Annotated in this window: 13 protein-coding genes and 1 pseudogene; 7 read left to right on the top strand and 7 right to left on the bottom strand. The window is 69.4% G+C overall.

The features are described from left to right. Nucleotides 1–177 precede the first annotated feature (177 nt). Nucleotides 178–1,251: an aldo/keto reductase gene (locus tag OG627_RS14600; protein ID WP_329065172.1), complete on the top strand. Its 1,074-nt coding sequence runs from the start codon at nucleotides 178–180 to the stop codon at nucleotides 1,249–1,251. A gap of 41 nt (nucleotides 1,252–1,292) precedes the next feature. Here OG627_RS14600 and OG627_RS14595 read toward each other — a convergent pair whose 3' ends face one another. Next, on the bottom strand, nucleotides 1,293–2,120 hold the full coding sequence (locus OG627_RS14595) for a hypothetical protein (protein ID WP_329065170.1): 828 nt from the start codon (nucleotides 2,118–2,120) through the stop codon (nucleotides 1,293–1,295). A gap of 233 nt (nucleotides 2,121–2,353) precedes the next feature. Between OG627_RS14595 and OG627_RS14590 the strand changes: the two genes are divergently transcribed. The 3 genes from OG627_RS14590 to OG627_RS14580 are packed head-to-tail and all read left to right on the top strand — an operon-like array spanning nucleotide 2,354 to nucleotide 5,793. Further along, entirely contained in the window at nucleotides 2,354–3,382 is a 1,029-nt protein-coding gene (locus OG627_RS14590) for a polyphosphate polymerase domain-containing protein (protein WP_329065168.1), read from the top strand. Between the two features lie 6 nt (nucleotides 3,383–3,388). Continuing rightward, complete coding sequence (locus tag OG627_RS14585) at nucleotides 3,389–4,066, top strand: DUF4956 domain-containing protein (protein ID WP_329065166.1); 678 nt, start codon at nucleotides 3,389–3,391, stop codon at nucleotides 4,064–4,066. After that, complete coding sequence (locus tag OG627_RS14580; protein WP_329065164.1) at nucleotides 4,066–5,793, top strand: CotH kinase family protein; 1,728 nt, start codon at nucleotides 4,066–4,068, stop codon at nucleotides 5,791–5,793. The genes OG627_RS14585 and OG627_RS14580 overlap by 1 nt, the downstream gene beginning before the upstream one ends. A gap of 85 nt (nucleotides 5,794–5,878) precedes the next feature. On the opposite strand, the gene OG627_RS14575 is transcribed toward OG627_RS14580, so the two are convergent. From OG627_RS14575 to OG627_RS14565, 3 genes and pseudogenes are all read right to left on the bottom strand, one after another. Then, nucleotides 5,879–6,319 carry a PH domain-containing protein gene (locus tag OG627_RS14575; protein ID WP_329065162.1) on the bottom strand — a complete coding sequence of 147 codons (441 nt, stop codon included), beginning with the start codon at nucleotides 6,317–6,319 and terminating at the stop codon, nucleotides 5,879–5,881. Between the two features lie 326 nt (nucleotides 6,320–6,645). Next, nucleotides 6,646–6,867 (bottom strand): DUF397 domain-containing protein, encoded by a 222-nt coding sequence (locus OG627_RS14570; RefSeq protein ID WP_329065160.1) that lies wholly within the window; start codon nucleotides 6,865–6,867, stop codon nucleotides 6,646–6,648. Beyond that, a pseudogene (locus tag OG627_RS14565) lies at nucleotides 6,848–7,689 on the bottom strand (helix-turn-helix domain-containing protein). Before OG627_RS14565 ends, OG627_RS14570 begins: the two are co-directional and overlap by 20 nt. A gap of 114 nt (nucleotides 7,690–7,803) precedes the next feature. Between OG627_RS14565 and OG627_RS14560 the strand changes: the two are divergent. Next, nucleotides 7,804–8,247 carry an amidase gene (locus OG627_RS14560; RefSeq protein WP_329065158.1) on the top strand — a complete coding sequence of 148 codons (444 nt, stop codon included), beginning with the start codon at nucleotides 7,804–7,806 and terminating at the stop codon, nucleotides 8,245–8,247. A 34-nt stretch (nucleotides 8,248–8,281) separates the two neighbouring features. Here OG627_RS14560 and OG627_RS14555 read toward each other — a convergent pair whose 3' ends face one another. The 3 genes from OG627_RS14555 to OG627_RS14545 form a co-directional block, all read right to left on the bottom strand. Then, the gene (locus OG627_RS14555; RefSeq protein WP_329065156.1) at nucleotides 8,282–9,904 is read right to left on the bottom strand and encodes a PTS transporter subunit EIIC; all 1,623 of its coding nucleotides are present in this window, start codon (nucleotides 9,902–9,904) and stop codon (nucleotides 8,282–8,284) included. 32 nt (nucleotides 9,905–9,936) lie between these two features. Beyond that, the gene (murQ, locus tag OG627_RS14550; protein WP_329065153.1) at nucleotides 9,937–10,953 is read right to left on the bottom strand and encodes an N-acetylmuramic acid 6-phosphate etherase; all 1,017 of its coding nucleotides are present in this window, start codon (nucleotides 10,951–10,953) and stop codon (nucleotides 9,937–9,939) included. Between the two features lie 154 nt (nucleotides 10,954–11,107). Then, a complete protein-coding gene (locus OG627_RS14545) occupies nucleotides 11,108–12,031 on the bottom strand; it encodes a MurR/RpiR family transcriptional regulator (RefSeq protein WP_329065151.1) in 924 nt (307 codons plus the stop codon). Between the two features lie 63 nt (nucleotides 12,032–12,094). On the opposite strand from OG627_RS14545, the gene OG627_RS14540 reads away from it, so the two are divergent. Together OG627_RS14540 and OG627_RS14535 are read left to right on the top strand one after the other, a co-directional pair. Then, nucleotides 12,095–12,511: a hypothetical protein gene (locus OG627_RS14540; protein ID WP_329065149.1), complete on the top strand. Its 417-nt coding sequence runs from the start codon at nucleotides 12,095–12,097 to the stop codon at nucleotides 12,509–12,511. Nucleotides 12,512–12,662: 151 nt separating this feature from the next. Beyond that, a complete protein-coding gene (locus tag OG627_RS14535) occupies nucleotides 12,663–13,253 on the top strand; it encodes a DUF3455 domain-containing protein (protein WP_329065147.1) in 591 nt (196 codons plus the stop codon). Nucleotides 13,254–13,310 lie beyond the last annotated feature (57 nt).

Below are 13,310 nucleotides of genomic sequence, written 5' to 3'. Positions count from 1 at the left end.
ACGAACGCGAGCGACGCGGACAAACCAATGAGCGACCGCCGAAGGGCCGACCTCCTTATGCGGGCCGATCCCTTGCTAACCGGAACGTCGTTCCGTATGTTGGTAACGGAACAAGGTTCCGCTTGCGTGTCCGCCGCAACGGCGTCGCGGCGGACATCCCACCCCATGAGGAGCACCATGAAGTACCGCACGCTGGGCCGAACCGGCATCAAGGTCAGCCCCTACTGCCTGGGCGCGATGATGTTCGGCGCCGTCGGCAACCCCGACCACGACGACTCCGTCCGCATCATCCACAAGGCGCTCGACGCGGGCGTCAACTTCATCGACACCGCCGACGCCTATTCGCGCGGCGAGTCCGAGGAGATCGTCGGCAAGGCCCTCAAGGGCCGCCGGGACAACGTCGTACTCGCCACCAAGGCCCACCTCCCGATGGGGGACGACCCCAACCAGCAGGGCAACTCGCGGCGTTGGCTGGTACGCGCCCTGGACGACTCGCTGCGCCGGCTGGGCACCGATCACGTCGACCTGTTCCAACTGCACCGGCCCGCACCGGACACCGACGTCGAGGAGACCCTCTCGGCCCTCACCGACCTGATGCGCGCGGGCAAGATCCGGGCCATCGGCGCCTCGTCCTTCCCCGCGTCCGACATCGTCGAGGCACAGTGGGTCGCCGAGCGGCGCGGCCTGCAACGCTTCCGTACCGAGCAGCCGCCGTACTCGATCCTCACCCGTGGCATCGAGCGCGAGGTGCTGCCCGTCTGCGAGCGCTACGGCATGGGCACCCTGGTGTGGAGCCCCCTCGCGGGCGGCCTGCTCACCGGCCGTTACCGCAAGGGCGAGCAGGCCGAAACCCACCGCGCCCGCTACGGCTTCAAGCACCTGACCGACGAGCGCAGGCTCGACGTCGTCGAGCAGCTCATCCCCCTCGTCGAAGAGGCCGGAATGCCGCTGACGCACCTGGCGATGGCCTTCGCCATCACCCACCCCGGCGTGACCTCCGCGATCATCGGACCGCGCACCATGGAGCACCTCGACAACCTTCTCGCCGGTGCCGAGATCACGCTGAGCGACGAGATCCTGGACCGCATCGACGCCATCGTGCCGCCCGGCACCGACATCGGGACCCTCGACATGGCCTACGCCCCGCCCGCCATCCAGCGGACCGCGCTGCGCCGCCGGCCGGCCGAGGAGCGTTCGGCCGTGGACGCGGGCGCGGCGGCAGCGGCAGCGGCGGCAACCGCCGCCGCCTGACCGCGCCCGTCACTCCGTACCGGTTCTCAGGTTCCGGGCGCTCAGGCTCCGGTGGTGCCGTCCGTCAGGCGGACCGTGCTGAGGATCTTGCGGACCGTCGCGTCCGGGACCTCGTCCGCGACGCCCTTCGCGCCCCGGAAGGTCCAGGAGACGTAGTCGCCCTTGGAGTTCTCGAAGGCGAACGCGGTGGCCTTGCCGTCCGTGTCGCACTTGCCGGGCTGCTCGACGCCCGAGGACTCGGACGTCGCCAGGCTGCCCGTGACGCCGGACGCGGTGGTGTACGACTCGACCGGCCCGTTGGAGATCTTCGTCCTGTCGGGCTGGGCATACGCGCCGTACACCCACAGTTCGGCGTTCTTCCGGGCCGCGTCCGCCACGCTCTTGGAGCTGTTCTCGGTCCTGGAGCCGGCCTCGGCGAGCGCGGTGTCCTCGGCGGTGCCGTCCTTGTCCTCGTCGGACCGGCACCACTTCTCCTTGAGCGCCCCGGGTGCGGAGAAGCCGACGAGGATCTTTTCCTCCTCGGCGTCGTCGCTGTTCTCGGCGACGTAACTCACCCAGCTCGTCTCCTTGCGGTCCCACTCGCCGGGCACGTCGAAGACGATGCCGGTCTTCGGGTTGACCACGGTTTTCCAGCCCGCGATCACCGGCTGCGGTGCTCCCTCCGCTCCGGAGGAGGAGGACGAGGAGGACGAAGGCGACGGCGGGCCGGAGGGCGACACGTTGGCCTCGTCCTTCTTGGCGCCGTCCACGCCGTCCTTGCCGCCGTCACGGCCGAGGACCAGCCACCCGGTGACAGCGGCGGTCATCAGGACGGCGGCGACCGCGACCATGGCGACCACCGTGGTCTTCCGCTGTTGTCCTTGCGACATAAGGCTGTTCCTGATCCATCGGTCGGTCCATCGGTCGAACAGAGCAGCGACCAGGATAAGTGGCGGAGGGGAGGGAACGGAGGGGACGAGAGAAGACAGACCGGGACAGCGGATTCGTTCACCTGAAGTTCAGCTCAGAAATTCATCCCGTTCATATTCAACTCATAACTCACGCACAGGCTTGACCGATTCCTTACTCAGGGACGCACCAACGACCTTGAGTAAGGGGAGCCATGTTCCGCCTGCGGAAGACCCCCGCGCCCCGCGACGGCGACGCCGCGCGGGCCGACCCGCACGAAACACCACCGCACGAATCATCACCGGACGTAGCGGCCGCACAGGAGGCGCCCGCACAGGAGGCGGCGGCACAGGAAGCAGCCGCACAGGAAGCGCTGCACGTCGCCAGCCGCCTGCACTCCTTCAACCGGTACGAGTTGAAGTACCTCGTGCCGGTGGACCGGGCCGCCGCCATCCGTGACGAGCTGGCCGAGCGCATGGACAGCGATCCGCACAGCCCCGTCGGCGGTTACGGCGTGTGGAGCCTGTACTACGACACCCCTCAACTCCGTTTCTACTGGGAGAAGATCGAGGGGCTGAAGTTCCGCCGCAAGCTCCGCATCCGGCACTACGGAGACCTCGCCGGGGTCACCGACGAGTCGCCCGTCTGCGTGGAGATCAAGCAGCGCGTCAACCGCGTCACGCAGAAGCGCCGCATCACCCTCCCGTACGGCACCGCGCGCCAACTGTGCGACGGGCGGCAGCTGATCGACCACGCGGCGAAGGAACGCGCCTTCGTCGAGGAGGTGCTCGAACTGGCCGTACGGCTCGATCTGCGCCCCATGGTCATCACCGGCTATCAGCGCGAGGCGCTGGTCGGCCGCGACCAGGACACCGGGCTGCGGGTCACCTTCGACCGGCGGGTGCGCGGCCGGGACCGCGACTTCGACTTCACCGTGGAGGGCGCGGAGAACCGTTACACCCTGCCGCCGCACCTCACGGTGATGGAGGTCAAGGTCAACGAACGCACCCCGTACTGGATCACCGACCTGGCCGCCCGCCGCGATCTGAACCTCGTGCGGGTCTCCAAGTACGTGCAGTCCGTCGAGGCGTTCGGTATGGCGCCCCGGTCCGTCTTCCACGTACGCGAGGAGGACCACCCTCGCCCCGGCGCCTCTCCCGCACCGCTTTCCGCGTCTTTCCCCCCACCCACGCCGTCGACGCCCCACAGCCCGTCGCCGGCCGTTCTGCCCGTGGAGGCATGAGCAACCGTGAATTTCGACCTTCAGGACCTGAGCGGGACGTTCAGCGTCACCGACATCGTGATCGCGATGTCCCTCTCGTTCATCCTCAGCACGATGATCGGGTACGTCTACCGGGCCACGCACCGGAACGTCTCGTACAGCCAGTCGTACGTACAGACCCTGGTCATCGTCGGCATGATCGTCGCCCTGATCATGCTGGTCGTCGGATCCAACCTGGCCCGCGCCTTCTCGCTGGTGGGCGCCCTGTCCGTGGTCCGCTTCCGTAACGCGATCAAGGAAACCAGGGATGTCGGCTTCATCTTCCTGGTGATGGGCATCGGCATGGCGGCGGGCGCGCGCTTCTACACGCTGGCCAGCGTCGCGGGTGTGGCGATCTGCCTGATCATCTACGTGATGTACAAGTTCAACTGGTTCCACCTCGATGTCCAGCGCCAGGTGGTCAAGGTCCAGGTGCCGGCCGGGGAGGACTACAGCGAGGGCATCCGCGACGTTCTCATCCGCTACACCACCGAATTCGAGCTGGTCAGTACGGAGACGATCCGGGGCGGCGCGCTGACCGAGGTCTTCTACACCGTGCGGATGAAGAAGGGCACCGAGCCGGGCGAGCTGGTCGCGGCGCTCCAGGAACGCACGTCCGGGCAGCGCGTCACCGTGCTGACCGGATACGACCAGACCGACCTGTGATGAGCGCGCCGAGCGGGGACGGGGCCGTGGCCGCGTCCGGGGCTGGGTCCGGTGCCGGGCGTCGTCCCGGGCGCAGTCTCAAGCACCGCATTCCGGTACGTCTGCGGCACCACTGGAAGCCCGTCGTGGCGCTGGGTCTGGGGCTGACCGTACTGCTGGTCTTCTTCGGCGACGCGCGGGTCACGCCCTGGGTGACCAGCGCGTCGGCGGCGGACAGCGACGAGATCACGGAGAACGTGGCGGGGTCGGTCGACCTGTACGACGCGACGAAGTCGCACCGTATTCAACTCACTTACGACGAGCCCGAGTTCACCAAGATGATGAAGGACTTCAAGGACGACGGGACGAAGGACTACATCCGCGCCGACCTGACGATCGACGGGGTCTACCTCCAGGACGTCGGCATCCGCCTCAAGGGCAACTCGACGCTCCAGGGCCTGCGCGGCAACCGACGGGGAGGCGGCGCCGGACCGGGCGGCGCGCAAGGCGGCGGAGGCCAAGGCCAAGGCCAGGGGCAGGGGCAGGGGCAGGGACAGGGACAGGGACAGGGCAACGGGCAAGCGCAGCGTCCGGACCAGACCCAAGGCCGGCCCCAGGGGCAGGGCGCTGCCGCTGGGGCCGGTGGCGGCGCCGGTGGCGGGATGGCGAACTACGAGCTGTCCGCGTCCAAGCCCGAGGAGCTGCCCTGGCTCATCAGCATCGACGAGTACGTCGAGGGCCGCGCCTACCAGGGCCACCGCGAGATCTCCGTCCGTCCCGGAGCGGACGCCGAAGTGCCGTTCAACGAGGCGCTGTCGCTCTCGCTGATGGACGCGTCCGACCAGACGGCGGAGGGATTCGCCTTCTCCTCCGTGCAGGTCAACAACGGTCCTGCGGTCGCGCGGCTGCTGGTCGAGAACCCGAGCATGGACTACGCCGACGCCTCGTACGACACCGACGGTGTGATGTACAAGGCGCGGGCCAACGGCAGCTTCGCCTACAAGGGAGACGATCCGACCGACTACAAGACGTCCTTCAAGCAGCTCAACAAGAAGGGCAGCCAGGACCTCGCCCCGGTGATGAAGCTCATGAAGTGGGCGAACGAGGCGTCGGACAAGGAGTTCGCGGCAGAGCTGGCCGACCACGTCGATGTGAAGTCCTTCGCGGAGTACGTGGCCACACAGAACCTGCTGATGAACTTCGACGACATGGCGGGTCCCGGCAACAACTACGTGCTCTGGTACGACCTGGGCACCAAGAAGTTCTCCATCCTCGGCTGGGACTTCAACCTCACCTTCAGCGGCTCCACGGACACGGGCCCGGACGACGAGACGGGCATGGGCGGCATGGGCCGGGCAGCCATGCCCGCCGGGGACGCGGCCGGAGACGACAACACGGACGGCCCACCGGCCGACGGCTTCCCGGAGGGCGGTTTCCCCGAGGGCGGCTTCCCTGGCGGCGCTCCCGGCGGCGGTGGCCCCAGGGGTGGTCACATCCTCAAGGAACGCTTCCTGAAGCTCGACGCCTTCGACTCGGTCTACAAGACCGCCTACCGCGAGCTGTACGAGAAGTTCTTCAGCTCCGGCACCGCGTCCAAGACGCTGACCGCGCTGGCTGCGGGCGCGAAGGCGAACGGCGCCGACGCCGACGGCGTCGACAAGGCCGTCAAAACCCTCCGCGCCACGGTCACCGCCCGCACCAAGGCGCTGGCCAAGAACAAGGAGGTGGTGGTGCCGGAGGCATCCTGACTTCCGGGACCCAGGACGCACCCCGCACCCCCGTGTGGCTTATCGCCGTGCGCGGGTGCGGGGCGCAGCCCGTGCGCACCCCGGATCAGCCGGTTTGGCGGAGGGCGGTGCGCAGGAGCCGGATCTCTTGATCGACGTCCACGTGCCGGTCGTCCACGTACGGGAGCAGGACCCGACGGCCGTCGTGGGTATGGGCGTAGGTGACGGTGTTGGGGGCGTCGCTCTGGCCCGGGGCGCGGTTGCTGGGGGCGGAGCGGAAGTCCTGGACGTCCGACCAGGACAGGTGGCGCGTGCGGCTGAGGGTGCGGATGTGGATGCCGTCGGCGTCGATGACCGTAACGGAGCGGCCGGCGCGGACGGAGAGGATGAGGAAGAGGGCAAGCAGCACCACGGTGACCAGCCACTTGGTCGCTTCTGTGCTGCCGGTGGCGGACCACAACGGCAGCAGAGGGGCCATCGTCACGAACGCGATGACCACCACCAGCCCGAAGACGCGGCCGGACCGCACGCGGTAATCCCGGTTCATGATCCTCCTACGGCTTGGCCCCCAGTAGATCGTAGGACAGTTCGTACTGGTGGACCGTGGTGTGATTCTCCGGATTCGCGCTACCCGTGAGATCGGAGGTGGACATGTCCGAGCACGATGACATCAGGGCGGCATTCATCTTTCACCCGCCCGTTGACCACGCGACCGCCTGGCACATGACCGTCCCCGTCCAACGAGGCGGCCGAGGTCGAAGCCGCCTTTCTGGAGCACCTGGAGTCCGTCCAGTAGGCGCTGTGCCGGTGGACGCGGGATGGTTGGGCCCCGCGCCCACCTGATGGTTGCGAGTGCTGGCTGCTGCGCTGCGCCTACGGCTGGGGCTGGGGCTTGACCTCGTTGTCGATGAAGGTCGCCCACGTCCCGGCTTGGAAAACCAGGGCGGGGGCGGTCGGAGTCTTGGAGTCGCGTACGGGGACGATGCCGGTGAGGCCGGTGGCCACTTCGAGGCAGTCGCCGCCGTCCCCGCCGCTGTATGTGGACTTGTGCCACGTCGCCGTGCTCAGGTCGTACTCATGGCTTCTGCTCTTCATGCGCGTAATCCTCCGCCACTGACTCCAGCAGGGCCAAGGATGCTTCCGGTGAGAGTGCGGTGGCCCTGAGCAGATCGTAGGTCAGTTCGTGTCGGGTCACGGACGCTGGATCGTCCATCAAATGTCCCGCGCTGAGCGCTTCGAGATATGCGAGTGCTGGCGCGTCCTCGAACGCCATGAGTTTGAGCGCGCCATTCAGCGCCGCGTGTGCCCCCTCGCCGAACGGAATCACTTGCACGATGATTCGCCGTTTACGCACCAGCCGCGCCACATGACGCAGCGCCTCCGCCATCACCGCAGGTCCGCCCACCGGACGCCGCAGCACTGCCTCGTCAAGCACCGTCCAAACCATCGGCTTTGTTGGATGTTTGAGGAGGTCGGCTCGTTCCAGCCTCGCCGCGATCCGCTCCTCTATGGCGTCCTCCACCGCCGTCGGGTTGTACGCACGGAACACCGCCCGCGCGTACCCCTCCGTCTGCAACAACCCCGGGATCAGCAGCGGCGCGTACTGCCTGATCACCGTAGCGATCGCCTCGGCCTCCGCCGCCTCCGCGAAGTGGTCCGGGTACTTCGACTTCTTCAGCGCCTCGCAGTTGCGCGCGAAGAACCCGTTCGTCTTGAACGCTCGTCGAAGTACGTCGCGTACTCCGGCTGCATCCTGCGCGTCCCCGACTCCAGCTGGCCGATGAAGGACCCGCTCACGAAGAGCGGCCTCCCCAACTCGCCCTGCGTGAGTTGTGCTTGCACGCGCTGATGTCGTAGCTCCGCGCCGAGCATGGCGCGTGGGGAGGAGGACGGGTCGAGTGGTTTGGCTCCGGGCATGACGGTCTCCCTGTTCATCACCTGTCGGTGTTGGGGCGAACTGTCTATTCAGGCTAGCCACATTCGGCCACTCTGTGTGGTGCGAATCAATACACAGAGTGCTGGAGTGCGTTTATGGCAACGCAGGACACAAAAGAATGCGACGAGACAGTAGACGAGGCGGTAGAGGGGGTTAACCGTTACGAATTCAATCTTCTGCACTGCCTGGCCGAAGGGCTCCCGGATCTCGACGACCCCCGCTATGCCCCCGTCAAGGCCGCCCCTCCGCCCGGGTGTTCGGCGGGGCGGTACGGGGACTTCTTCTGCCTCCGCTGTGAGCGTCAGGGCCAGAACCTGCTCGACGCCGTCGCACCCGTCTGCGCCGAGGTCAGAGCCGCGTCCGGGGTGCTGATGACGGACCTGGGGGTCGAGGGGCTCTGGGAGTGGAAGGCCGACGGGCGCGACGGGCACGGGGCCACCGTCGTGGCGCAGTTGCTGCTCATGGCGGCCGAGCGGGCGTCGCTGATCGGGTACGGCGTGGACGACCTGGTGCGGTTCCTCCGTACGGCGGCGGGCTGAGGCGCCACCCGCCGCCGTGGCGGGAGGTCCTCGCTCAGAGGCGGGCCGGCTGCGTCGCCGCCTCCGGGGGCGGCTGGGTGTCCGGGGTGGCGGTCGGAGTGCCGGGGGCGCCTGTGGGTGCTGCACCAGCGGTCGTCCCGGTCGCTTCGGTATCTGCGTTCAGCTCGCGCAGCATCGTCTTCGTGAAGCCGAAGTAGTACGTGGCGACGAAGCCCACCGCATAGCCCACCAGCAGCCCGCCCGCGTACACGGCGATCATCTCGCCCAGGCCCCTGTTGCCCGCGAGCAGTGGGAAGAGGGCCCAGCCGGAGGGGCCGATCGCCGTCGAACCGACCGCCGCGCCGAGCTGGTTGAACAGGCCCACGAAGCCGCCGCCGAAGGCGCCGCCCACGCAGGCGGTGATGAAGGGGCGGCCCAGGGGGAGGGAGACGCCGTAGATGAGGGGCTCACCCACGCCGAGGAAACCGGCCGGGAGGGCGGACCTGATGGTGCGGCGGATCGAGGTGTTGTGCGGGAGCCGCAGGTACACCGCCGCCGCCGCGCCGACCTGGCCCGCGCCCGCCATGGCGAGGATGGGCAGCAGGACGGTATAGCCCTGCTGCTCGATGAGGGTGGTGTGGATGGGGATGAGCGCCTGGTGCAGCCCCAGCATCACCAGCGGCAGGAACAGGCCGCCCAGGACGAACCCGGCACCGGAACCGCCGTGCGAGAGAAGCCAGTTGGCGAAGGTGCCGGTGGCGGTCGAGATCTCACCGGCCACGTACATCAGGCCGAAGAGCGTGACCAGGCCCGAAATCAGGACTGTCAGGGTCGGGGTGACCAGGACGTCGAGCGCCTCCGGTACCCACCTCCTGCACCACTTCTCGACGTACACCGCCAGCACCGCCGCGCCCAGCGCGCCCAGCACGCCGCCCTGGCCCGGGGAGAGCTTCTGGCCGAACGCGTCGATGTTGGCGACGCCCGGGAAGACGATGATCGCGGCGACCGCCCCGCCCAGGATGGGCGTACCGCCGAACTCCTTCGCCGTGTTGTAGCCGACGAATACCGCGATCAGCGACATGAAGCCGGACGCCATGGCCGCCAGGGCCGGGACGATGGCGGGCAGCCAGTGCAGGTTTGTCAGCAGACCGTTGAGCCCCGCGATGATGCCGCAGCCGATCAGCGCGGGGATCAGCGGGACGAAGATGTTGGCGATCCGGCGCAGGAAGAGCTTGAAGGGCGTGGCGTTGCGCGCCTTCCGGGCCGCCCGGATCTCCTCACCCCGCGCCGCCAGCTCGTCCGCCGTGGCGGAGGCGGAGGCGGAGGCGGAGGAGAGGGAGGGGGCGGGGGCCGCGGCGGGCGCCTGGTCGGCCTCCGCCACCAGCCGCTCGAACTCCGGCGTCACCCGCGCCACCGTCCCCGGGCCCAGCACGATCTGGTACGTCTCGTCCTCGACCACCCCCAGCACCGCGGGCAGTGCCCTGAGCGCCTCGTCCCGCACGAGAGAACGGTCGTGCAGACCGAGCCGCAGCCGGGTCATGCAGTGGGCGACGGACGCGACGTTCCCCGCGCCCCCGACGAGCGGGAGAATCGCTTCGGCCGTGGCGCGGTTCTTGTCGGGCGTCTTGTCCGGTGTCCTGTCTGGTGTCTGGTCTGCTGCTGATCCTGTGGTTGCCATGGTGCTTCGTGCCTTGCTGTGCGAAGGGATGATCAGGGAGTACGGGGTGGTGTGGGGGCGGCCCGCAGCGCCGCGCGCAAATGGCCGTCGTTCGCGGCGAGGAGCGCGGCGGCGGTGGGGCCGTCCACCGAGCCGAGGATGGCGAGGACGGCGTTCTTCACCTCGCCGTCGGTGTCGTGCAGCGCCTTCTCGATCTCTTCGTCCGAGGCGCCGGTGGCGAGGGAGACGATCCGGCGCGAGCGGGCGCGCAGCTTCTCGTTGGAGGCGCGCACGTCGACCATCAGGTTTCCGTACGTCTTGCCGCGCCGGATCATGGTGATCGTCGAGAGCATGTTGAGGACGAGCTTCTGCGCTGTCCCCGCTTTGAGGCGGGTGGAGCCGGTGAGCAGCTCGGGGCCGACGACCACCTCGATGCCGTGCTCGGCCGCCGCCGCCAGCGCGCTGCCCGCGTTGCAGGAGAGGCCGACGGTGAGCGCGCCGAGGCTGCGGGCGTGCTCGACGGCTCCTATCGCGTACGGGGTGCGCCCGGAGGCGGAGATGCCGACGACGGTGTCGGCCGCGGTGAGCTTCACCGCCGTCAGATCGGCGGCGGCCAGCTCCTTGGAGTCCTCGGCGCCCTCGACGGACGTCACCAGGGCGCCGGGGCCGCCCGCGATGAGGCCGAGGACCTCTTCGGGGTCGGTGTTGAAGGTCGGCGGGCACTCGCTGGCGTCCAGCACACCGAGCCGCCCGGCCGTACCGGCGCCCGCGTAGATCAGCCGGCCGCCGTGGGCCGCGCGCTCGGCGATGGCGTCGATGGCGGCGGCGATTCGGGGGAGCTGGGCGGCGACGGCCGCGGGGACGGTCGCGTCCTCGCCGTTCATGATCCGGGCGATCTCCAGCGTGGGCAACTGATCGATCTCGGCCAGCTCGGGGCGGAACGCCTCGGTGGTGAGGGAGTCGAGCTGCGCGCGGAGTGCGCCGTATGAGGTGGACGGGGAAGGCGAGGAGGACGGGGTGGCTGACGAGGCCGATGAGGCTGATGAGGCTGATGAGGCCGGGGTGGTCATGGAGAAGCGGCTCTTTCTTCTGGGGGTGCGGCGGGTGCGGGTGCCGGTGCTGGTGGGACGTGGCTGCCGGTGTCGGCGCCTTGCCGGTGTCGGCGCGGCCACCGGTGCGGGTGCCCCGGATGCCGGGGGCCGGCACCGGGGATGCCCTATCGGGTCAGCGCGCGCCGCCGCGCGGGCTGTGGCGGTGCGCGAGCGCCTCGTACGAAGCGGACAGGGCCGGGGCCGCCGTCCCGTACGTGCGCTGGGCGACGCCTATGAACAGGCAGTCGACGACGAGGAGCTGGCTCGTCCGGCTCGACATGGCCGCCGGGCGCAGCTCGCTCTCGCGGGCGGTGGACGTGGTCAGCACATGGTCGGCGTACTGCGACACGGGGCCGTCGGGGCGGCCGGTGATCGCCACCGTCGTCGCGCCCCGGTCGAACGCGACGCGGAGCGGCTCGATGACGTCGCCGGTGGAGCCCGAATGCGTTATCGCGATGGCGACATCGCCCGTGCGCAGCTGCACGGCGTTGGTGACGGCGAGGTGCGGGTCGCTGTGGGCGTGTGCGATCAGACCGATGCGCAGCAGCTTCTGGGCGAGGTCCATGCCCACGAGGGACGAGGCGCCGACACCGTAGATGTCGATCCGCCGGGCCGCCACGGCGGCGGTGACCACCGCGCCGAGCTGCACGGTGTCGAGTCCGGCGGCGGTGTCGGCGAGCGTCTGCTGCTCGTCGTAGGCGAGCTTGGCGACGACATCGGCTATCGGATCGTCCACCGCGATGTCCGCGGTGACGGCGGGCGCGCGGCCCGACTGCTGCTGCGCCGCCAGCCCGGCGAGGGCGAGGCGCAGATCGCGGTAGCCCGGGTAGCCCAGGAGACGGGCCGTGCGGACGACGGTCGCCTCGCTCGTGCCCGTCAGCTCGGCGAGCCCGGTGACGGTGAGCGCGGCGCAGCCCGCCGGATCCCCGGCGACCGCTTCGGCGACGAGCTGCATGGATCGGGTCATGGTCGGCGCGAGGGTCCGCACCTTGGCGGCCAGGGCGGCGGGCGCGGGTGGGGCGGCTCCGCTGAAACTTTCCTTCACGACTTGGGTCACACCTGAAAGATATTTTCGAGTATCGGCGTCGGTCAACCCTTGGATCTCCCTGACAATGGCTGAATGGACGACGCGAACCCTGAGAAGCACACCCCCGGAACACCCTCGCTGGAACCGGCGCTGCACGCCGCCCGCGCCCTGGTCCTGGCCGATCTCGCGGCGGCCGACGTCGCGCGCGCCGATGTGGTGTCGCTGGTGGAGGACGCGGTGTCGCACCGCCGCTGGTGGGTCGAGCAGTGGCCCGAGGGGGTCGCGTACGTGACGGGCCTGGTCGCCCAGGACGTCCAGGACGCGCTGCTGGAACGGTACGGACGCTGGCCGCTCTGCCCGGTCTGTGCCGACGGCCACGACGCCGACCCGCACGCGCTGGAGGTGGAGCCCGAGCTGGGGTCCGACCCTTACTGGGTGTGTGCGAAGAAGGCCGTGATCGTCGCGCCGGTGGGCTCCCTCGCCCCCGGTGCGGGCCGGGACGCTCCGTGATCCGCCGCGTCCCGTAACCCGTCCCGTGGCCCTCCGCCGCGCGCGGCAAAACTCGAACAACAGTCCCGCGCGACGCCGTGAGCCAATAGGATCACCGTCGCGGACAGCTGGTGAAGTCCGCCTTGCAGCAAGCCAGTTGGAGACTTCTTCGATGAAAAGCGCCAAAGATGTCAGACGCCTCACCGCTGTTACCGGATGCCTCGTCGCCGCCGGTGTGACCCTGCTCGCCGGAGCGAGCGTGGGACCGGCCGCCGCGCAGCCCCGGCCGGTGAAGACGCCCGCGGCCACCGATCTCGTCATACCGGCGGAGCTGGCGGTTCCGGCCGGCAACGAGCGGGTCGCCGTGCTCGACGCGCAGGGCGTCCAGACCTATACGTGCACGGACGGCGCGTGGACCCTCCTGGAGCCCGCCGCCACGCTCTGGAAGAAGAGCGACAGCCGGCGGCGTGCCATCGCCCTGCACTCGCGGGGTCCCGTCTGGGTGTCGACGGTCGACGGCAGCGCCGTCAACGCCGCCGCGGTGGCCAACGCCCCGAAGGCGGAAACGATTCCGCAGCTGCTGCTGAAGGCCAACGCCCACCGGGGCACCGGCGTCTTCGCCGAGGTGTCCTACATCCAGCGCCTCGACACGAAGGGCGGGGTCGCCCCCGCCGGGTCGTGCGCGAGCGACGCGACGGAGCAGGTCAGCGTCCCGTACTCGGCGACGTACGTGTTCTACGAGGCCACGGCGGCGGCCTCGTAGACGCGCCACCGGGCCCGGAAACGGCCCGGTGGCGTGTCGGCGGGCGGGCGGCCTCGA

It is taken from the genome of Streptomyces sp. NBC_01429, assembly GCF_036231945.1.
Lineage (GTDB): Bacteria > Actinomycetota > Actinomycetes > Streptomycetales > Streptomycetaceae > Streptomyces.
The sequence above is the reverse complement of the archived record's forward strand: the minus strand, read 5'-3'. Positions and strand labels throughout refer to the sequence as shown.